Raw genomic sequence first — 20,389 nt, 5'->3', positions numbered from 1 at the left:
ATATCAGTTGTTAATAACAAAAACAACGGAATTTCTCCGTTGTTTTGTACACGATTTTTAGAATTTTCATAGTTTGTTCATACATTTGGGTGTTTTTTTACGATTATGGTGGGATATTTTTCAACTCTCCCCTCTCCCATCATCCCTGGCTTCCAGGGGAATGGCCACCACAGCCCTTGTGCCCCTGCCCAGAACGCTGTGGAATTCCAGGCTGCACCGGGAACCGTAGTTCAGCCGCAGGCGTTCCGCCACATTGAACAGTCCGAAACCGCCCTTGGGAGCCGGTCCTTCCCGGAAAAGCCGGTCCTTTTCCCCTCTGAGCTTACGCCTTACGGCCTCCGTCTCCTCCTCCGTCATGCCGGCGCCGTCATCCTCCACCTCCAGCACAGCCATGTCCTCCTTTGCGTATCCCCGGACCCAGATGTGTCCCTTCCCCCTTTTGTTCTTGATGCCGTGGTAGAGGGCATTCTCCACCAGGGGCTGGAGGGTAAGCTTCAGGATTCTGCATTCCTCCAGGGATTTTTCAAGTGTGACTTCATAGTCCATGATATCCTGGTAGCGGATCTTCTGGATTTGGAGATAGCTTTTAATATGGCCGATTTCCTCGCGCATGGTGATGAAATCCTTTCCGCCGCTGAGGGTTGTGCGGAAAAATTCTGACAGGGAGGTGACCATGTCCACCACGGCCCGGTTCTGACCTCCCTCCGCCAGCCACACGATGGTATCCAGGGTGTTGTAGAGAAAATGAGGATTAATCTGCTCCTGGAGAAGCTGCAGCTCCATGACGCGCCGCTGGTTCTGTTCCTGCCGTATATCCTCAATCAGCCGCCCGATTTCCTTCTTCATATGGTCAAAGCTTCCCGCAAGGATTGCCAGCTCATCCCCTGCCTCGATCTTGGGGCCGGAGGTGAAATCTCCCTTTGCAACCCTCTCTGTCTCGTTGCAGAGCTTCTGAATGGGCACGGTGACGCTCTTGGTTATCCTGCGGCTGAGAATCAGGCTGATGAGAAGGATGGATACCAGCAGGGTCAGGCTGACCACAATGGCCGTGTGCTCCTGGCTCTCCAGCTCTTTCTGTATTTCCTGGACATGCAGCGTCTCGTAGTACACATACTCCCTGCCCTGCTTCTCAATGTCAGCGGTCAGCACCCGGACGCCGTAATCCAGGATTTCCATGTTCTTATCGTACATGCCGTGGGGAAGGTTGTCCTCTATCTCGTTCACCCTCTGTTCCAGCTGGTCCAGACAGTGAAGAAGCCAGTTAATCCTGGACCGGTTGGCCCCCTTCGGCGTCCGCTTTAACAGCTGACGGTAGGTCTTTCTGGCATCGCTTATGGTTTGATGGGGGTCCTTAATCTGCTCCCATCCGTAGGGCCGGTCCTCCTCCATCAGCTCGTGGATGGACTGGTAGGTCCGCATTCCTATGACAATGCGGTACATGCTGTAGTCCACATCCTCCCGCAGGTTGGCCGTGACGCTGTTGGCCTGGGTGATGTTGGCGACGCTCTGGGTGTAGGCATTGCAGAACTTGACCACCGTGGCCATGAGATAAATAACCAGCACCGCCAGAGGGATGATGATGATAAATGTCATCAGGTTCAGACGCTTTTCCAGAGACAGGCGCTCCAGAATGCGGTTTCCGTCCCACTCCTTCCCGCCGTCCTGCTCCTTCCCGCCGGACCTGGTCCTCCATTTTTCTGTCATGAACCCTCCCTGCTTCCCGCCCTGTACTCCTTGGGCGTACATCCAACGGTTTTCTTGAACAGATAGCCGAAGTAATGGGAATCCTTATATCCCACCTCGTACCCGATTTCAGAGGTCTTAAGATTAGAGCACATCAGCAGCTCCTTTGCCTTTTCCATGCGCACCCCTGTCAGAAACTCCACAAAGGTCACTCCCATCTCCTGGCTGAAGATGGAGCTGAAATAGCTGGGGCTGATATTGACCCTGGCAGCCACTGTGTTCAGGGAAATCTCCTCCTTGGCGTAATTATCATGGATAAACGCCTTGGCCTCGTCCAGAACCTGGCTGTACTTGCCGGCTGTCTGGCTGTCCCTTAAGGTCATGACCTCCTCAAAGAGCCTCACCAGCTTCTCCTTCAGCATGTCCAGGGTATAACCGTCCTTAAGGACCTTTTCCATATCCGACAGTTCCCGGGGAAGGCGTCCCATGTCCAGTCCCAGCTGTTCCAGAAACGTGCTGACGCAGAGATAGCAGTCCATGACAATGTACTGGCGGAACATAAAGGACTGGCAGTTCTTTTCTCCCACATTCTGGAAATACTCCTCCACAAACCCGGATGCCTCTCCCACGGTCCCCTGTTTCAGGAAATTTTCCAGGGTCCTTTCACCTTAGACGCATCCACAGAGTGGATATCAATGGTATCCCCGGTTCCGTGGACCATGCCGTCCATCTGGCTGTAGCTTATAATCCGGTTCATCTCCGTGAAAAATCTGGCCGCAAAAGCCCGCCCCGCCTGCATATAGGAGGTCTTCAAATCACCCAGACGGTTCACGCAGCTTCCGATTCCGCCGAAATACTGTATGTCCTTATAGGCCCCGGCCATCTTTCCCAGGCTGGCGGCACACTCGCTCATCCTGCGCTCCACCTCCTGCTCAGACTCCCCTGTGAGGATGAAGGCCCATCCCTCGTCTCCGCGGTCAAAAACCAGGATATGCTGCCGGCCCTCCATCCGTTCCTCAATGGCCTCCTGGCAGGATACCACCCGGCCGGAATATGCGACGGCAGAGCCCATGGGTATGAGCTTAAACAGCATGAGCTGGTAAAAGGAAGCGGACAAATCCATCCCCACCTGCTCCCCCCGTTCCAGGGCTTCCTTAAAATTGACCCGCCCCGTCACCAGGTCACGCAGCAGGCGCTGGCGTTCCAGCACCGTGTTCTCCGCCATCTCCAGGCGGTACTTATCCATGAGCCGGGCATCCTCCCGCTCCTTCTCAATCACATCCGCCACCTTCTTTACTGCTTCCAGAAGCTTGGCTGCCGTAATGGGCTTCAGAAGGTAGTCCGTCACCCCGATGTGGATGGCCTGCTTGGCATAGTCAAATTCATTGTACCCGCTGAGGATAATGATTTTGATTTTGGGAAATTCCTTCTTCACCAGTTCAGAGAGTTCCAGTCCATCCATGAAGGGCATGCGGATATCCGTTATGAGGATGTCCGGCTGCGCCTTCCTGATAAGCGGATAGGCCAGTTCTCCGTCGCTGGCTTCCCCCGCGAATTCCAGCCCCTCCTTCTCCCATGGGATGTTGTTCTTGATGCCGTCCCGCATGACGATCTCATCTTCCACAAGAAATACCTTTATCATAATCCATCCCCCCTCTTATGTATTTTTTTCCATACCATCCAATTGCTGTCTTTCAGTATAAAATATTACACGTCCATTTTCAAGATTCTTCCCTTTAAAAAAGAAAAAGCAGAGACCTGTGCGCTGTCTCCGCCTTTGTTTTGTTTTACCGGCTTACTGTTTTTCCCGGTTCTTCCGGTTAATCCATTCCGTGGACACATCCATGGCCGCCCGGCAGGCCCTTGTCTGGTCCAGGGAATTGAGCATGACAAAATCGTGGATTATGGCCTGGAACCGCAGGGCCGTCACATCCGCCCCCGCCTCACGCAGCTTCCTGGCATAGGCCTCACCCTCGTCCCTGAGGACATCCGCCTCGCCGTTCAGTATCATGGCATCCGGCAGCCCCCTGAGCTGTTCCACGGACGCCCGAAGAGGCGAGACCGTAATCTGTCCCCTGTCTCTCCGGCAGGGGGCATACTGGTTCCAGAACCACTGCATGCCTGCCCGGTACAGATAGTATCCCGCTGCAAATTCATTGTAGGAACAGGTATCGAAGCAGGCATTGGTGACCGGGTAATACAGCAGCTGTTTCTGGATGAAGGGTCCCTTCCTGTACTTTGACATGAGGGTCATGACCGTGGCCATATTGCCTCCCACACTGTCCCCCGCCACGGTGAAGGTTCCGGGATTCATGGCATATCCCATGGATTTCACAAGTTCGGGAGCCGTACACATGACGCTGTAGCACTGCTCAATGGCTGTGGGGCAGCGCACCTCAGGCGAACGTGAGTACTCCGGGAATATCAAAAGGCACCCGGTCCTGGCAGCCAGCTCCCTTACCAGCTTTTCATGGGTGTGGAAGCTTCCGAACACCCAGCCTGCGCCGTGGATATAAAAGATGACATTGGCCGGCTGGCAGGAAACTCCCGGATCCACCAGCCATACCGGAATGGTCCTCCATCTTCCGGTATTGACCCGCACCTTGCTGACACGGGCCGGATATTTGTACACAGGCGCATCCTGGGCCTTTTCCAGAACCAGCCTTCCCTCGGCAGGGGGCAGTTCAAATATAAGGGGCGGTTTGGAATTTGCCTGACAGACCTCCTCTGCCGCTGGCTCTAACGGTACACAACGTTTCATATGGAACTCCTTCTTCACAAAAGTCTCTACTGTCAGAATATTCCAGTTCCCACGTTCTGCTCACCTGTTTTATTTATTTCCGCCATTTTCCCGGGCGCACCACTCAAAGGTATTGCTGTAGCGGGTCCCATCCTCCGAATTCTATCTCCCCGTAAGCCTTTTCCGGCTCCGGATATGAGCCGGCAGCTTCATCAAAGCGGTCCGCCCTGATACGGTCCGCCATGGAGTTTATGAAAAACAAAAAAGGAATCCCATTCGGAAGGATTCCTTTCTCTAAAATGCACCGAAGCAGGATAAATCCGAACCCTCCACCTCGGCAAGTGTTACGGTCTTGGAACCATCTTTATAATTAAAAGTCATAACAACCTTGTCCTCATAAAGATATACCGCATTCACAAAACTGTCAATCAGTCTTTGCCGTTGTTCCCGTTTTGTTGTGTCAAACTTTCGGAACCGGTAAATAAAAAATGCTATCTGTTCCCTTGTCAGCATGGGCTTCTGCATTTCTTCCTGCAAAATACTAACTTCAAGCTGGCTCTTGGCTTCTTCCAATTCGTCCAATCGCTGTTTGGTAGACGGGGTAAAAATTCCGGCCTGGATAGCGTTCAGCATATTGTTGATACCTTTCTCCGTTTCTGCAAGCTGTTTCTTCAAAAGGGGCAAATTTGTACTTTCCTTTTTCTGTAACTCCATAAGCGTATCAATCAGACGTTCCATGACTTCATCATTCATGATAGCTTTCATTGTGCAGTTAATAACTAAATCTTCAATCCAATCTTTCTTGACCGCTTTCTTAGTGCAGAGCTTCTTTTTCTTGGTATTCACACAGCGGTAATAGTGATGTACTTTCAGTGTATGGTCTTGGGGTCAATCTGATAATATTGTTGTTCATCAATATAATAACCTAAAGGAACAGTACCGCCATTATATTTACATTTCAGCGCATTATCAGTAAGTCCCCGAATAACTTTTTCTGATAGTTCCGCAGAATAGTATTCCGCATATCCCTCAAGCATAGCTTCCAGAATAATTCCCTCACTGCCCTCTGAAATATTCTCTCTTGCAGAAATTACTTTTACGCCATTCTTTTTCAAAATATTCTTGTAGCGTGCGCTGTCATAACGGTTCCGTGCAAAACGGTCTAATTTCCATACAAGTGCAATGTCAAACAATCCCTTTGCGCTGTCCTTAATCATGTGCTGAAATTCTGGTCGGTTGTCCGTTTTTGCGGACAACGCCCGGTCGATATAGGTTCCCAAAATTGTAATACCGTTACGCTCGGCGTATTCCTTACATTCCCTTAACTGTCCCTCAATACTTTCTTCCCTTTGGTTATCAGATGAATAACGGGCATAAATGACACCATTCATTTTGTATCCTCCTCCATCAATTGAAGAAGCGTTTGCTTTAGCTTCTCACTCATAGGTGATTGTGGGTCAAAACACATTTCAATAAACTGCTTCATTTCCTCACTTCCGGCTGTAATCTTGGGACGATATTCGTATAGCTTGCCCTGTGGCTTATCTGTACGTGCAAAGAGATAATCCATAGATACATCAAAATAATCCGCATACTGCAAAAGTGTTTCTAAAGAGGGGGCCGAAAGCCCCTGTTCATATCGGTTAATGCTGGATTGTTTTACTCCCAATAACTCCGCCATTTTTACCTGTGAGAGTTTAACGCTTTCGCGCAATGTCCGCAGGCGTTCTCCTAATTCTTTCATGATTTTTGCCTCCTGTTCTTTGTAATTATTATATCATAATTATGCATATTTTTCAGCTCTGTATGAGCATACTCGAAATCACAAAAACACATAAAGTAATCATAAAGACAGAACGGCTTGCAACAAAATAAGCGGTCAATTCTGCTATATTTGTAACAGCAGATTGATACCGCTTATTTTGCCATTTTGTCGGAGTGTGTCCACACTCTGGCAAAATGGGGTTTCCAAAGGGACACCCTTTGGCACACGACTTTGCGGAGCAAAGTGTAGTGTGTTATACGCTCTGTCGGCGTTGCCGCGAAAATGCCATTGCCGCCGGGACGGGCAATGGCATTTTGTAGCGGCAGGAAAGCGGGCGGGATTTACGACTTATAAGGAGAAAATCGTTGCCCGCTTTCATCAGCCGACAGAGCGTATATGGAAACCTCTGGCTTATGTAATTCTTCCGGCTTCGGGCCAACTTGTCCCGAAGCGACTACGATAAAATGAAATAAATAGCGAAACTTATCTGTGCAAAAAATATATTAGTGAAACCAATTATGCGATATCTAACAAAAGTGATTTTGAAATAGGAACAGGGCTAAGTTAATTAAATGATAATAATACAAATAAAATGGGAGACAAAATTGTCTCCCTAAAATTTTTGTAATTATAAATTGTAATTAATAATTAATTGTATTTGTAATCTTTATTTATCAACAGAATTATCTTATCACTTCTAATCAATTTTGTCAATAGCATTTTGAATAGAATCATTTTCGCTTGTAGAATCTATTTCGTCCATTATCTTTGCCCATTCTTCGTCTGGCTTTACAATAAGTCTTGAATTCATATATGCCCACTCTACAGGTAAGACAGTAACACCTTCATAATACTCTTTTGCATCGCTTTGTATTTTGTTTAATACTAAGGCCAATCGGACTGGAGCTCCTGGAAAATATATAGGGGCTAATAGCTGTATCTTACACTCCCCGGTTTCTGTATTACGGTAATAAAAAGGTAATGCCAACTTGAAATTCCTCTTTAGCTTCTTCTCAAGAGTCACTTTTGCCGCATCAAGCAAGACACTTATAAGTTCTTTGCTAGAATAACCAGCCTCAACAAACCTTTCAAAGTTATCATCTATTATATGCTCTTTTCTCAAATTTAATTCAAGGCAGTTATCATAAATCAAATCTTTGACATTATCACAATAATCAGCCAGAGGAGGTAGTGATGAAAAGTTTGTTGTAAAAAATTTATCTGTTTCCTTAAAAAAGCCATTAAAGAACCATGGTAACTTTCCTCCCCTCTCATTTTGTGCAAAGATTGCAACAATTTCCTGATTATAGACAGTTAATAATCCTGTATTCATGCAACGAAATTTTCCGTCTGCCGAACTAATAAATTTATTTTCTTCATCTAACCTATTATATGTAAACTGTATGTAATTTCTTAAAATTCGATAAGGATCGATATCCTGAATTTTTTTATAAGTCCATTTTTCTGGCTGTGCCATCTTAGCGAGCATTTCAAGTTTTTGATTGTATTTCTCTGCTGTTCCTAAAAAAACATCATCACGTATTGTCCCCATTTTTCAACCTCCTTTACATATTTTGGTATTTGTATTGTATCATATTTTTATCTATATCACAATCAATTCTATTTCTATTGTTAGTTTATGAATTCTGATTATATTCTAAACATTGTAAAAAAACCATCTTGATTATGAACAGATTTTATCAATTTGTAGCATTTAAATCAATTTATCGTAAAATTCTTTATATCTAATCTCAAATAATAATAAAATCTAATTTGTTCATTGACTTTATTTTACCTCGGGTCAACTTGGCCCGATGTAATCACACCTAAAACATAGCAGAACAGCCAGGAAACGTCAAGGCTAAAATGAACGGGCTTTCGCCCGGCCTTGACCGATCCTGGCTGTTCTGCAAAACGGTTGACAAGACAGACAATCCCAGACTGTGATTGTCCGCCAATCAATCTATTTGAAAACACTTTTTTCAGAATAAAGGTGGGGGAAAGCCACTTTAAGGCTTTTCCCCTTGATTACCCACTAGCAAAGGCAGGTGAGACTGTCAACGGCGGCGCGTTAGTGCCGTTTATCTTGACCGTTGACTGACTCACCTGCTTTTGCTATTTACTTAAAGCAAGTCACACAGCATTTACAGTTTTTTATCCCTTGCACTTCCCATTTGTGTTTTCTTCTACCTCTGTGACTTTGGTAACAATTATCTTATCATCGGAATATTCTACCTCAATCTGATTACCGATTGAAAAACCGATAGCCTCCAACCATTGGCCGGATAAAATGATTTTAGGAACAGATTTATAATTCCTCTGGCGGCCTTCATAAACTTTTAGCTTTTTATACAGTAGTACCCCTCCTTGTCAATAGATAGTTAAATGCGCTACATTTGTATTTCTCTTTTATTGTTGTCTCACTTTTACAACCGATAAGCCGTCAGTTTTGGGATAAACTAAAGTGCATATTATGATACAGAAGGTGGGGATATCATATGCCAAAGCCACGAACCAAAACAGGCGAAAAAAATCTAATCAGTTCACGCTTGAAAGAACTTAGAGAATTGAATGGGCTGTCACAACGAGATTTAGCCCGTGCATTACAGTTATCTGGTACTGATATGGATAAAAATGTTATTACCCGTATCGAAACCAATAAAAGATATGTCACAGATTTAGAACTGAAAGCATTATCAGAATTATTTCATGTCAGCTATGCTTATTTGATTGACGGAGAAGAAAAGAAAACACCATAGTCATACATCTTCATTGATAAATATTTACCAATATCTAATAAGTTATTGATGATAAGTTCCACGTCTTTGTCCTCATCAATATCAACGCCCAGGCGTTCACAAATGCGGCAGTTGGCATTATAAACTTCTTCATATGCTTTGCTACAAAATTCTCCTTCCTCATATTCATTTGCAACATATTGGCTTTCTTCGATTGGATAATGCTCTAAATCAAACGCCCCAATCATTAAATTGTAAATCATTTCTTTAAATTCTTCACTACCTTTAATCATGTTATTCCTCCCTTGTCTCACTTTTACAACCGATTATATTCCAATCCTGATATAAAATCAATAGGGTTGGTGCAAAAAGTGATACAAACTTTTTATTGACAGAGGGAGGGAATTAGATGGCAAAGATACTTTCTAAAGATGGACAAAAAAATCTTATAGGTTCACAACTTGTTGAGTTACGCAAGCACTTTTCGCTATCTCAAAGAGACTTGGCTCATAAATTACAATTAGCCGGATATAATCTTGATAAGAATGTCATTACACGAATCGAGAATTATCAGCGGTTTGTGACTGATATAGAGCTGAAAGGAATCTGTGAAGTTCTCAAAGTCAGTTCTGATGTTCTAATTGATATCCAGAACAAAAGTAATCAATAATACAGTAAGAAGAAGGCCACTCAAAGCATTTCCGTTTGAGTGGCCTTCTTCTTTCTGTATGGTAATATCTACGGCAGACATCAGCTTTTGCCTTTGTTGCTAATCTGATAATTTCTTTTTCCCTCTTTGTGGGATAGCGGTTTTCAGAAGTTCAGATTTCTGCGCAATTCTGGTCAGCCATTGCTTTTCTTCCTCTGTCAAGCGGCTGTATTTTAATTTCGTCTGCTTACAAAATAACATGATTAATTGTTCCAGGCGGCTCCCCTTGAAGTCTGCTATCTCGTCCAGACTTTTCTTGAGTTCAGCGGCGGCAGAAATTTCCGAAACGCTTTCATTTCGTCCCCGATGGGCTTCCTTTATATCCTCCATGATACAATCAATATCATTATGCACGCGCTGGCTGAAATATTCGCCCTCCTGTATATGGATTGCGTTCAACAGGTGGGCCGTCTTATCATGTTCTCCCGGTTGGTACTTCTCCATGATTTCAGCCCGCACTACGTCTACCCATGTATTCAAATTCTGGATTTGGGAAGCGGCGATACCATTCACGTATATTTCAATATCAGCCAACAGCTTTACAAAATCCTTATGCGTCGCTAATTCACAGAGTAGGGCTGTATCAATCCGCCCGCTTTTCAGCAAATCAATCATATTGTCGCTCAAACGAAGTTCTGCAAAATCAGCGTTTGAGTGGCTTCTTGTTTCGGTCAGACCTAGCAGGTAGTCAGCGGTAACGCCATAAAACTTTGCCAATTTAATCAGGGCATAGTGGCTTATATCCTTAAAATCGTCAGCCTCATAGCTGCCTAAAGCAGATTTAGACAGGTTCACCTCCTCTGCAAGCTGTTCCAGCGTCAGCCCATGTTCCACCCGCAAATCCTTTAGCCGTTCCTGTATAGTCAACGCCATTTCCCCCACCCCCATTCTTATGATTTTTTAATTCTACCATATTTACGGAAAGGGGGCAGGAACAGCTTTCGGGAAGAACGGAAAAGAAGCGAAACATGATAAAAATTGCCAAAGCGGAGGATTGATTATATGAAATTACAACCAATCGAGCGCGGGCCGGGCGGCTCTCTGCCGCGTATGACGGCGGCGCAGAGAAAACGGGCCAATGCGCTGATACGTAATACCTGCTGTAACTATGAAAGCGGCCATTGTCTTTTGTTGGACGATGGAGATGCTTGTACATGCCCGCAGACAATTTCCTATTCCGTATGCTGTACATGGTTCCGGCGGGCAGTCTTGCCGCAGGATAAAGCATTAGAGGCAGAAATTTTTAGCCGTGATAATGTAAAGCGGTGCGCAAAATGCGGTGCGGCTTTTGTTCCCCACTCCAACCGGGCTAAATACTGCGGCCTCTGTGCCGCAAAGGTACATCGGGAACAGAAGAATGCCAGCGACAGGAAACGGAGGGGCCGGGCGGACAAATAGGGCCTTGTAAAGCCTTATTCTTTAAGGAGTTGCGGGCGGCGTTCCGGGGGAAGTGGTATGTTAGTACCTTTTCCCCGGAAAATATGCCTCTAACCGTCCGCAGGAAGGAGGATTGACAGATTGCCGCAATATGCCATTTTACGGTTTGAAAAGCACAAGGGCAATCCGGCGCGCCCACTGGAAGCCCACCACGAAAGACAGAAAGAGAAGTACGCCAGCAATCCCGACATTGATATGTCTAAAAGCAAGTACAATTTCCATATTGTCAAGCCGGAGGGGCGGTATTATCATTTTATCCAGAGCCGGATAGAGCGGGCCGGGTGCAGAACACGCAAGGACAGTACCCGGTTTGTCGATACGCTGATAACGGCCAGCCCGGAATTTTTCAAGGGAAAGACACGGGAGCAGACAGAAGCCTTTTTTCAGCGGGCGGCTGACTTCCTTATCCAGCGCGTTGGCCGGGAAAATGTCGTATCGGCGGTTGTTCACATGGACGAGCGGACACCCCATATGCACTTGACTTTTGTGCCGCTGACGAAAAATAACCGCTTATGTGCGAAAGAAATTTTAGGAAACAGAGCCAGCCTGTCAAGATGGCAGGACGATTTTCACGCCTGTATGGTTAAAGCGTTTCCTGACTTGGAACGAGGGGAAAGCTCCCGGCAGACAGGCCGAAAACATATCCCTACCCGGCTGTTTAAACAGGCTGTGTCATTATCCAAACAGGCGGCGGCCATTGAAAAGACGTTGGACGGAATCAATGTGATGAACGCTGGAAAGAAAAAGGAAGAAGCCCTCTCTATGCTGAAAAAATGGTTTCCGCAGATGGAGAATTTCAGCGGCCAGCTTAAAAAGTACAGGGTTACTATCAATGACCTGCTGGAAGAAAATAAAAAATTAGAAACAAGAGCCAAAGCCAGCGAAGCCGGAAAGATAAAAAATACGATGGAAAAGGCAAAGCTGGAAAGTGATTTATACAATATGCAACGGCTTTTAGAGCGGATTCCCCCGGAAATATTGGAACAGGTACGGTCGGAACAACGCCATTCTACAAAGGACAGGTAATGATATGTTTTAAATTTCACACCGCTGTATGGCGGCATTGTACATTGAAAACTAAATATTGAGAAAGGCGATTTATGGAAAAAAAGCAGCCGGACACAAATATCCCACAACGCGAAATAGAAGCCCTCGCCCGGTGTTTACTTCCTGAAATCCAAAAATTCTTTGAAAGTTCGGAGGGTAAAAAAGAGTTTGAGGAATGGAAAGCGCGAAGGACAGGAGAAACAGACATAGAAAGAAATGTATAACAAAAGCGGCGGTATCACTCACGATACCGCCGCTTTTGCTTTACACTAAAAATAAATTAGAAATCCGAAGCCGTCCCCTATTGGAACCGGGTTCGGATTATCATGATTCAGTGCGGGAGATGGGACTTGAACCCACACGAGCATACACCCACAAGATCCTTAGTCTTGCCTGTCTGCCAATTCCAGCACTCCCGCAACACGAATGGTAGTATAGCATAGATTTTCCAACTTGGCAACCATTTTTAACAAATTTTTTTAATTTATTTTTCTTTTAAAAAAATATTGACAAATCGCTGTTACTCATTTATAATAACCTTCGTTGCTTGAACAAAGCAACAGCACAAAACAAAATGCAGAAGTGGCGGAATTGGCAGACGCGCACGGTTCAGGTCCGTGTGGTAGTAATACCTTGTGGGTTCGACTCCCATCTTCTGCAGGCAGAAAACAGGAATTTCCATTATGGAGATTCCTGTTTTTTTACGTTATGTCACTTATTCCGGGGCGCACCATGCCGGCTGCTGAAGCCGGTTCAATTACCAAATCACCTGAACACCTGCAGATAATACCACGGCGGAAACAGCCTGCCCACCTGGTCCAATCCCGGAAAGAACCTCCCTGCATCCACAAAAACAGGACAGAATACAAGGCTTCCGATGACCAGGAAGGGTATAATGCAGCAGAGGACCTGGGGCCTGCGGCACACCAGGCGCAGAATCCAGGCCGACGCTATGACAACACAGCAGTAACCGGCCATGACCACGGCCTCTCTTGGCAGGGATGTCATCACGCCTCCCGCCCACAAGGCCAGCAGACCTGATACGCTGACCATGACGGCAGGAGCCGCCATGGAGGCCACACGGCAGGGTATTCTGTATCCGTATGAAAGAGGAAGGAACAATCCCCCCTCCTCGTCGCCGCACATGACCACAGCCCCATACAGCCCGGTGATGAACACGTAAACAGCCACCAGGCCCCTGACCGGAAAGACATCTGTCTGGCTGCCGGCAAAGTCCCTGTCCTCTCCCTCCCGGCCCTGGAACTGGTACCGGAACCGGAAGGTGGAACCGCCCTCCAGCCATTTTGCGTAAAGCTCCTCCGCCTGTGCGGCTGCTTCCTCCCTGGCTTCGCTGCCTGCTGTTCCCACCGGGTCGAACAATTCATTTTCATTCACATAATCCGCCAGCAATTCCCCATCGTATATCTTCATAAGGGCGGCAAACACGGTCTCCGTGGAAAGGGCCGCGGCCACGGTGGACGGCGCCGAATATACGCCGATGGAACGCTTATAGGATTTGGCATCCAGCTTCTCCTCCAGTCCGGCATATACCACATATCCGCATTCCGCCCGCCGGCTTGCCACCTCTGCCTTTACCTCTTCCTCGTCACGGCACAGATAGAAGCGGAACATTCCCGCATCCTCTCCTCTCGGCCGGTTCACAAGGCTGTCCGCCAGGGCATCGCCCAGCGTGTTCTCCCCGCTCTCCTCCACACTGATGGCTATGTTCATGCCCTGGCTTCCCTTTTTCTGGGCCTGGCCGGCTGCCAGCACCCCGATGGGAAGGAGCAGGAGGATGAACAGAAAGGATCCTTTTCTCATATAACGTTTGCATGACAGAAAAAACCACATAGCGACCCGCTTCATTCCCTGACCACCTCCACTCCCACGCTGAGCAGAAACCCGGTCATGGACAGGACTGCCAGCTTCATGAATACTGCCAGGCTAAAGGACGACGTGACCACCAGCTTCATTCCCTCCATCAGCACATAGGCGGGCAGAAACGGCGCCGCAGCCCGGAATGCGGTAGGCAGGAATACCAGAGGAAGAAATCCTCCCGACACAAAGTGCATGGCAGTCACCGCCAGAAACAGCAGCATGACGCCGCCCATAAGGCTTCCGGCCGCCTGATAGAGGAATACCACCATGGACGCCGCCCCCAGGCAGACCATCACCAGGGCTGCCAGCCCAGGCAGGTTTAATTCTATCAGTCCCGTGAAAGACGCTCCCAGGGCCGTACACAGGGCCACCGCCAGAAACAGCATCCCCACTCCTAAAATCCTGGCCGCAATCAGAGTCCCTTTCCCCACTCCTATAAGGGCCAGCTTCCGCTTCATGGACACAGAGCCTGAGGCAAGATAGGCTGACACCGGAATGGCGCAGAGCAGCAGGAACAGCACAGCCGTGCTGATGCCGTAAAAGTGAATCGTATCCACATCACCGGTGGCGCTGACCCTTACATTCTTAAAGTAATCCATACGCGGCAAACTGTAACCCATGTAAATCCGGTTCAGGTCCGCCTCCAGTCCGCTCACCGAATCCGCCATGCCATAAATGGACAGCAGTTCGTCCCCCGCATAGATTCCCGCCTGGCCGGCTCCCAGAGTAGAGGCGCCTGCATCGGTCAGTTCTTTGAAGATGCGGCTTTCCAGACCAGCTCCCCTGGGCAGCAAAATTTTCACCGGAGTATTGGTTCCGTTCATAATGTCCTGCACAAAACCCTCCGGCACCTCCATCACCGCGTACAATTTCCCTGCTTTCAGCTTATCCAGGCAATCTTCTTTATTCATATATTCAAAATCGCAGATGCTCTTGACGCTTTCCAGCGAACTGACCATGGCCAGCGCCTTCTTCGCCACAGCATCACCTTCAGGAAGCACTACCCCTACGGTAATCCTCCCTGCCGATGTCTCCCCATACAGCATCCTGGCTGACAAAAGGGCAATCGTACCCGCTAAAAGTAACAGCACGATTGCCCCTGCAAAGATGTGGGGAAGCTTTTTACATGCTCGTTTCAACTCAAGTCTGAGATAAACCAGACGTGCAGACATATCTTCCCATTCCTTTTATATTATTAGTACATGGATATTCCCAGCTGGCTGCCTAATCCCATGACGCCAAACAGCATTTCCATCCCTACATTGGTCCAATCCTCTTCAGTGGCAGACAGCACATCCATGGCCTCGCCCTCTAAAGGACTGATTTCGCCTTCCAGCGGCTGATAGTAGTATTCACCGCTGAGGACCACATTCACGGAATCATCCAGAATGGATGTCTCCAGGGAATCGATGTTCACATGAACGGATTTGCCCTTTTCCAGCTGGTCCACTGCGCCTGTTGCGGAAATCTTCACAAGCTGCGATCCATTTCCACCTACCTCGCCTGACAGGTGGTAGCTTCCATCCTTGGAATCATAAGTACTGGTATATGTAAAATTATAAGCCTCATCACCGGGCACAGACAGGTCCAGTGAAAGGTCGCTGGTCAGCACGCTTTTGTCATAGGTTCCCTGCTTCACCATATCAATGCTCACCGTATCCGTGGCACCCTCCAGCGTGATGCTGGCCAGGGCATTCTGAGTCAGATAGGCGCCGCCCTGAAGCCGGCAGCTAAAGGTCACTGCAACGGAGCCCTCTTCGAAAACACCTGAATCATCTACATGGAGATTGGTGGAGCCTTCCACTGCTGCCAGGCGTCCCTTCTTATCCACATAAACCGTCATATTTACATCGGTCAGCGCCTTGTCCAGATATTCAATCATCTGGTCCGCCATTTTCTTTGCCTCCTCGTAGGACTGCTGCTGCATCTCCTGCGCGGACATGGTTCCGGCTCCTGACATAGTTCCGCCCATAAGCTCGCTCATCTTCACGGTTGTCTCCAGCTGACGCATGAAGTCCGCTTTCAGGGTCTCATCCTGAAGGAAGAAATCAGAGGACTGACGAAGGAATTCAATCATGGAATCCTTGCTTACAGTCACATTGTATCCCTTGCAGCTCACCTGTGCACCATCCATGGTGTAGGTTCCCCTAGCGGCCTTTTCAACCGTCAGGGCAGCCTTGAAATTCTCCTGGGCCTTGCATCCTTCCTTATAACGGTTAATCAGCGCCTCCATGTCAAAGGGCTGTTTGCCTTCTGTCTGTGCTTTTTCAGCCTCGTCCATCAGCTCCGCGAAATAAGCGGCCATGCCTTCCACATCCACGCCGTTCTGCTCCAGCAGCGGTCCCACGGTAGGCGAATTCTTAATACGGTCTGCCAGTCCCTCTCCCAGGTCTACGGTAAACACCTTGCCGGACAGCTCCGGAATCGCAAGCATCAGGGTATCATCCCCATAATATGCGTTCAGATTGGCAAGGTCCATGCCGCTGTAGATTACTCCCATGTTGAAGAAGCTCTTGCCATTGGTCTTGTCGTCCTTTGCCTCGAAGCGCAGACCGCTTCCGGCATAGGCATTGACCGTCTCATCCGAGCAGCTGTCCATCTTAAGTGTCAGTCCGCCCTGGCTGTCGGCTGTCTTCACTGTCTCAGCAAAGTCCTTCAGTCCAAACAGCTCCTCAGAAGGGTAAACCTGGCCTTCCGGGAATACATTCTCAAAAGCGTCAATGACCACCTGCTTGGGGTCCTTTGTGGTCATCTTCACATAGGCCAGCGCCGCAATGGCAATGACAGCGGCAATGGCGATGACAGCAGCCAATACCTTGATAAATTTCTTATTTGGCTGGGGTTCTTGCGGCACGGTCACGGTGGTTGGCGCCGGTTCTTCCGCTTTTACGGTTTCTGCTTCGGCCGCCGGTTCTTCCTCTTTTACAGTCTTCTCTTCGGCCGCCGGTTCTTCTTTTACCGTATCTGGGCCTTTGTCTTCCGGTGTCTGATTGTCATGTTCCATCGAAGCCCCGCACTGGGTGCAGAATTTCACATCTGCTTCCTGCTCTGCTCCACACTTGGTACATTTCATATTTCTCTCTCCTCCCTTGCAAAAGGACCTTCCCGCTGCCCTGTATGCTGCCGCAACGGCTGCCCTTTCGTTATGTTCTATCGAAATTGGCTAATCAGCTCTTTTGCCGACAGGCCACAATCGATTCCACTTAACACCCCGCCTTTTAGTATATACATCTTCGTACACAGGGCCAGCTCTGCCAGCTCATGGGATGTCAGTATGACAGCCCCGCCTGAAGCCATATATTCCCTGAGATAGTTCCTGATGATTTCCTTACACTCCAAATCCAGGGCAGCCCCCGGCTCATCCATAATAAGGACCGGAGCATGGTTTGACAGGGCACATGCTATGCTGAGCCGCTTCTTCATCCCGCCGGAAAGCTTTCCCGCCGTACGGTCCAGCATGCGGTCCACACCCAGCATGGAAGCCGCTCCGCCCTTTAAATCCGATTCCATCTGCTTCCTGCTTCCCCTGTACCACAAAAGCAGGTTGTCCCTTACAGTCAGTTCCTCCATAAGGGGATTCTCCTGGGGCACATAAGCCGCCTCCTCTGCAAATACCCGCGGATGGCCCGATGCCTCCCTGCCGTTATAGAGGATGCTGCCCCGGTCCGCTTTCTGGGCGCCTGCCAGAATGGACAAAAGAGTGGTCTTGCCGCAGCCGTTATAGCCCACGATACCCACACATTCTCCCGGAGCCACCATCAGGTCCACTCCCGCTAAAATATTCTGTCTGTGATAGGACTTATAAATTCCTGATATCTCCAGCATCGCTGCAACCACTCCCATAAAAAGCAATATATGATACAGGACTCAGTGTACCATACATTGGGAGGGAATGCAAAATAATAATTATTAACGATTCCTTAATAGGCCGGTATAACCTGGTTGAAAATAGCATGAAATCAGGTCGCAGTCAAATATAAGACTGTTCCCATTCCCCTCAATCTTAACCTGTATCAACATGGGCTGCCTCTTTTCACTATCTGAGCGAGATGGTGCTTTCCATCGTACTTTCCGCAGATTTTACACGAATAGTCACCTTCTATATTACGGCTTGTCACGCATTCATCTCTTTTTTCATATGCTATATTACACTAAAAGAAAGGAGCAAACGAAAATGAATGAAATGAATACTTGCAACATGCAACATGTACACGAAATCTTGGGGAGCACTCTCATCGCCGAACGCTGTGAAGACCCTCATAATCACCGTTTTGCAACTGTATCCGGTGAGGCTATACCTTTTATGGGAAGCCATGTTCACAGGGTAACATTTCTTACTGATTCTTACGACGGGCATGTTCACGAATTTAGCGGGACATCTTCTCCTGCTATACCCGTGGGTGATGGCAGACACATTCACTTTGTGAAGGCCCGCACGACTTTTCAGGATGGACATACCCACGAATTCAGAGTGTCCTCTTTGATTAACAATCCTATTGATAGATGCTAAAGGAGGTAACCCTATGCGTGATAATTTTGAACAATTCATTCAATGCCAGCGCCGTAGACCCAGTTGTCCACCTTGTCCCCCCTGTCCTCCATGCCGACGTGACCACGATAGGCGTGATGACTACAGGGACCGACGTGACCGCAATGTCTTTTGGCCCTGGAGATAATATGTATGGAGCTGCTTCGGCGGCTCCATAACAGTCTTTTTTGTTTTTCTTGACTCTACCTGCAACTCCCAATAACCTAGTAGGCCTCTTTCCTGTATCGAATATGTGTATGGCAGGAAAAAACACAATGCAAAATCAGAAGGGGACGTTCTCCCGAATAATTTCCGCCAATCATACAAAAACTACTATGGACAGGAGGTATCATCATGGCAAAAGCAGGAATGAGAAGACCCAGCCCTTACGACGCTGATAATCACGGAACCGAGAACCACCACAAAATGAACCACCCCAAAAATGAGCAGGCCCAGGTTCCCGAAATCCAGGGGGCTGCCAAAAACGGCAACGCAAAAGCTGGCCCTATCAATGCTCCCAACTGGGCAAGGGACGATTATAAAACAGGAGAGCACTAAAGACGGGGAAAGGGCGGGCCTGGTCATCCGGCGCCCGCCTGTATCATAACAATCTTTCACATCCAGCGTAAAGAGCACAGTCCTCACAAGTATCCTCCCTCTTTTTTGAAGCAGCTGCGAAAAGGCTGTTTCAAAAAAAGAGGGCACTGCAGCTTGTCCTGCAATACCCACTTGTAATCTTATACAAACTCAATTAAGCAATTTTGGACTTAGCCAGCTCAGCCAACTTTGCAAATCCTTCTGCGTCATTGATAGCCATTTCAGACAGAACCTTACGGTTTAAGTCAACCTCAGCTAACTTTAAGCCGTACATGAACTTGCTGTAGGACAGGCCGTTGATATGTGCTGCAGCGTTGATACGTGCTATCCACAGCTGTCTGAACTGTCTCTTTCTCTCTTTTCTGCCTGCATAGGAGCTGGTCAGGGCACGCATTACGGACTGCTTTGCAATCCTGTACTGCTTGGAACGGGCGCCTCTGTAGCCCTTAGCCATCTTTAAGACTCTATTGTGTTTCTTCTTTGCATTTAAACCGCCTTTTACTCTTGCCATCGGTAATTCCTCCTTCTACAATTCAAACTTACAGATATGGTAAAATCTTCTTCATTACCTTTGAGTTGGTAGCATCGGTAACGATATCTTTTCTAAGATTTCTTTTCCTCTTAGTGGACTTCTTAGTTAAGATGTGAGACTTGTAAGCTTTATTGCGGACTAACTTACCGGTTCCTGTCTTTTTAAAGCGCTTTGCTGCTGCTCTGCTGGTTTTTAACTTTGGCATTGTAAATTTCCTCCTTAAAACTTTCTATTTTAACGTTTTGCAGTTAAAAACATAACCATGCTTCTTCCTTCAACTTTGGAGGGTTTATCGATAACTGCGATATCCTTTAAACTCTCAGCGAAATCATCCAGGATGTATTTGGACTTGAACATATGGGCCATCTCACGACCGCGGAATCGAAGTGTTACCTTCACTTTGTCGCCCTTCTCCAAAAACTTTCTGGCAGCTCCCACCTTGGTGTTCAGGTCGTTGGTGTCAATGTTGGGTGACAAACGAACTTCCTTTATCTCGATTACCTTCTGTTTCTTCTTGGCTTCTTTTTCCTTGCGTGCCAGTTCATAACGGTACTTGCCATAGTCGATAATCTTACATACCGGCGGCTTTGCCGTAGGTGCAATCTTCACCAGGTCAAGCTCTGCTTCCTGAGCCATCCTCAGCGCCTCTTTTCCCGGCACGATGCCTAACTGCTCCCCGTCCTCGCCAATCAGCCGTACTTCCTTGTCTCTGATTTGCTCGTTAATCATTAATTC

24 protein-coding genes, 2 tRNA genes and 1 pseudogene are annotated in these 20,389 nt (G+C 47.7%); 8 read left to right on the top strand and 19 right to left on the bottom strand.

Annotation, left to right across the window (positions count from 1 at the left end):
* Positions 1–120 precede the first annotated feature (120 nt).
* From G614_RS0101580 to G614_RS34900, 9 genes and pseudogenes are all read right to left on the bottom strand, one after another.
* Positions 121–1,704 (bottom strand): sensor histidine kinase, encoded by a 1,584-nt coding sequence (locus G614_RS0101580; protein ID WP_027640512.1) that lies wholly within the window; start codon positions 1,702–1,704, stop codon positions 121–123.
* Positions 1,701–3,325: pseudogene (locus G614_RS34150) on the bottom strand (response regulator). The gene G614_RS0101580 and the pseudogene G614_RS34150 overlap by 4 nt, the downstream one beginning before the upstream one ends.
* Before the next feature lie 153 nt (positions 3,326–3,478).
* Complete coding sequence (locus G614_RS0101570; protein WP_027640511.1) at positions 3,479–4,444, bottom strand: alpha/beta hydrolase; 966 nt, start codon at positions 4,442–4,444, stop codon at positions 3,479–3,481.
* A gap of 103 nt (positions 4,445–4,547) precedes the next feature.
* Entirely contained in the window at positions 4,548–4,685 is a 138-nt protein-coding gene (locus G614_RS31015; protein ID WP_155245012.1) for a hypothetical protein, read from the bottom strand.
* Positions 4,686–4,717: 32 nt separating this feature from the next.
* A complete protein-coding gene (locus tag G614_RS33505; RefSeq protein WP_330366699.1) occupies positions 4,718–5,176 on the bottom strand; it encodes a hypothetical protein in 459 nt (152 codons plus the stop codon).
* 116 nt (positions 5,177–5,292) lie between these two features.
* Positions 5,293–5,814, bottom strand: a complete 522-nt coding sequence (locus tag G614_RS33500) for a recombinase family protein (RefSeq protein ID WP_330366698.1) — start codon at positions 5,812–5,814, stop codon at positions 5,293–5,295.
* Entirely contained in the window at positions 5,811–6,167 is a 357-nt protein-coding gene (locus G614_RS0101555) for a helix-turn-helix domain-containing protein (protein ID WP_027640510.1), read from the bottom strand. The genes G614_RS33500 and G614_RS0101555 overlap by 4 nt, the downstream gene beginning before the upstream one ends.
* A 718-nt stretch (positions 6,168–6,885) precedes the next feature.
* On the bottom strand, positions 6,886–7,740 hold the full coding sequence (locus G614_RS0101550; protein WP_027640509.1) for a DUF3825 domain-containing protein: 855 nt from the start codon (positions 7,738–7,740) through the stop codon (positions 6,886–6,888).
* 602 nt (positions 7,741–8,342) lie between these two features.
* A complete protein-coding gene (locus G614_RS34900; protein ID WP_080664455.1) occupies positions 8,343–8,543 on the bottom strand; it encodes a SymE family type I addiction module toxin in 201 nt (66 codons plus the stop codon).
* A 143-nt stretch (positions 8,544–8,686) separates the two neighbouring features.
* Between G614_RS34900 and G614_RS29560 the strand changes: the two genes are divergently transcribed.
* Complete coding sequence (locus G614_RS29560) at positions 8,687–8,947, top strand: helix-turn-helix domain-containing protein (protein ID WP_080664454.1); 261 nt, start codon at positions 8,687–8,689, stop codon at positions 8,945–8,947.
* Here the strand turns inward: G614_RS29560 and G614_RS0101545 are convergent.
* The gene (locus tag G614_RS0101545) at positions 8,911–9,219 is read right to left on the bottom strand and encodes a hypothetical protein (RefSeq protein ID WP_027640508.1); all 309 of its coding nucleotides are present in this window, start codon (positions 9,217–9,219) and stop codon (positions 8,911–8,913) included. The genes G614_RS29560 and G614_RS0101545 overlap by 37 nt on opposite strands.
* A 116-nt stretch (positions 9,220–9,335) precedes the next feature.
* On the opposite strand from G614_RS0101545, the gene G614_RS0101540 reads away from it, so the two are divergent.
* The gene (locus G614_RS0101540; RefSeq protein WP_027640507.1) at positions 9,336–9,596 is read left to right on the top strand and encodes a helix-turn-helix domain-containing protein; all 261 of its coding nucleotides are present in this window, start codon (positions 9,336–9,338) and stop codon (positions 9,594–9,596) included.
* 99 nt (positions 9,597–9,695) lie between these two features.
* Here G614_RS0101540 and G614_RS0101535 read toward each other — a convergent pair whose 3' ends face one another.
* Entirely contained in the window at positions 9,696–10,508 is an 813-nt protein-coding gene (locus tag G614_RS0101535; protein ID WP_027640506.1) for a helix-turn-helix domain-containing protein, read from the bottom strand.
* Positions 10,509–10,637: 129 nt separating this feature from the next.
* On the opposite strand from G614_RS0101535, the gene G614_RS0101530 reads away from it, so the two are divergent.
* From G614_RS0101530 to G614_RS31870, 3 genes are all read left to right on the top strand, one after another.
* Positions 10,638–11,033, top strand: a complete 396-nt coding sequence (locus G614_RS0101530) for a cysteine-rich VLP domain-containing protein (protein ID WP_027640505.1) — start codon at positions 10,638–10,640, stop codon at positions 11,031–11,033.
* A 120-nt stretch (positions 11,034–11,153) separates the two neighbouring features.
* Positions 11,154–12,098 carry a MobV family relaxase gene (mobV, locus tag G614_RS0101525; protein ID WP_027640504.1) on the top strand — a complete coding sequence of 315 codons (945 nt, stop codon included), beginning with the start codon at positions 11,154–11,156 and terminating at the stop codon, positions 12,096–12,098.
* 74 nt (positions 12,099–12,172) lie between these two features.
* Positions 12,173–12,343: a hypothetical protein gene (locus G614_RS31870; protein WP_166430212.1), complete on the top strand. Its 171-nt coding sequence runs from the start codon at positions 12,173–12,175 to the stop codon at positions 12,341–12,343.
* A 111-nt stretch (positions 12,344–12,454) separates the two neighbouring features.
* Here G614_RS31870 and G614_RS0101515 read toward each other — a convergent pair.
* A tRNA-Leu gene (locus tag G614_RS0101515) sits at positions 12,455–12,538 on the bottom strand.
* Between the two features lie 157 nt (positions 12,539–12,695).
* Here G614_RS0101515 and G614_RS0101510 point away from each other — a divergent pair.
* Positions 12,696–12,779, top strand: a tRNA-Leu gene (locus G614_RS0101510).
* A gap of 105 nt (positions 12,780–12,884) precedes the next feature.
* Here the strand turns inward: G614_RS0101510 and G614_RS0101505 are convergent.
* The 4 genes from G614_RS0101505 to G614_RS0101490 form a co-directional block, all read right to left on the bottom strand.
* Complete coding sequence (locus G614_RS0101505) at positions 12,885–13,985, bottom strand: hypothetical protein (RefSeq protein WP_027640503.1); 1,101 nt, start codon at positions 13,983–13,985, stop codon at positions 12,885–12,887.
* Entirely contained in the window at positions 13,982–15,169 is a 1,188-nt protein-coding gene (locus tag G614_RS0101500; RefSeq protein WP_027640502.1) for an ABC transporter permease, read from the bottom strand. The genes G614_RS0101505 and G614_RS0101500 overlap by 4 nt, the downstream gene beginning before the upstream one ends.
* A 23-nt stretch (positions 15,170–15,192) precedes the next feature.
* Positions 15,193–17,070, bottom strand: a complete 1,878-nt coding sequence (locus G614_RS0101495; protein ID WP_027640501.1) for a zinc ribbon domain-containing protein — start codon at positions 17,068–17,070, stop codon at positions 15,193–15,195.
* A 77-nt stretch (positions 17,071–17,147) separates the two neighbouring features.
* Positions 17,148–17,822 (bottom strand): ABC transporter ATP-binding protein, encoded by a 675-nt coding sequence (locus G614_RS0101490; protein WP_027640500.1) that lies wholly within the window; start codon positions 17,820–17,822, stop codon positions 17,148–17,150.
* A 349-nt stretch (positions 17,823–18,171) separates the two neighbouring features.
* Between G614_RS0101490 and G614_RS34145 the strand changes: the two genes are divergently transcribed.
* Both G614_RS34145 and G614_RS0101475 read left to right on the top strand, forming a co-directional pair.
* Positions 18,172–18,507, top strand: coding sequence for a YmaF family protein (locus G614_RS34145; protein ID WP_027640499.1), 336 nt, complete (start codon positions 18,172–18,174; stop codon positions 18,505–18,507).
* Positions 18,508–18,879: 372 nt separating this feature from the next.
* Positions 18,880–19,083: a hypothetical protein gene (locus tag G614_RS0101475; RefSeq protein ID WP_002565211.1), complete on the top strand. Its 204-nt coding sequence runs from the start codon at positions 18,880–18,882 to the stop codon at positions 19,081–19,083.
* 193 nt (positions 19,084–19,276) lie between these two features.
* Here the strand turns inward: G614_RS0101475 and rplT are convergent, their stop codons facing one another.
* The 3 genes from rplT to infC are packed head-to-tail and all read right to left on the bottom strand — an operon-like array spanning position 19,277 to position 20,383.
* Complete coding sequence (gene rplT / locus G614_RS0101470) at positions 19,277–19,633, bottom strand: 50S ribosomal protein L20 (protein ID WP_027640497.1); 357 nt, start codon at positions 19,631–19,633, stop codon at positions 19,277–19,279.
* Positions 19,634–19,661: 28 nt separating this feature from the next.
* Positions 19,662–19,859: a 50S ribosomal protein L35 gene (gene rpmI / locus G614_RS0101465; protein WP_002565216.1), complete on the bottom strand. Its 198-nt coding sequence runs from the start codon at positions 19,857–19,859 to the stop codon at positions 19,662–19,664.
* A 29-nt stretch (positions 19,860–19,888) separates the two neighbouring features.
* Positions 19,889–20,383, bottom strand: coding sequence for a translation initiation factor IF-3 (infC, locus tag G614_RS0101460; RefSeq protein ID WP_002565217.1), 495 nt, complete (start codon positions 20,381–20,383; stop codon positions 19,889–19,891).
* Positions 20,384–20,389: the final 6 nt, after the last annotated feature.

This window comes from [Clostridium] clostridioforme AGR2157 (assembly GCF_000424325.1).
Lineage (GTDB): Bacteria > Bacillota > Clostridia > Lachnospirales > Lachnospiraceae > Enterocloster > Enterocloster clostridioformis_A.
Note: the sequence above shows the minus strand (reverse complement) of the source record. Positions and strands in the feature narration are given on the sequence as shown.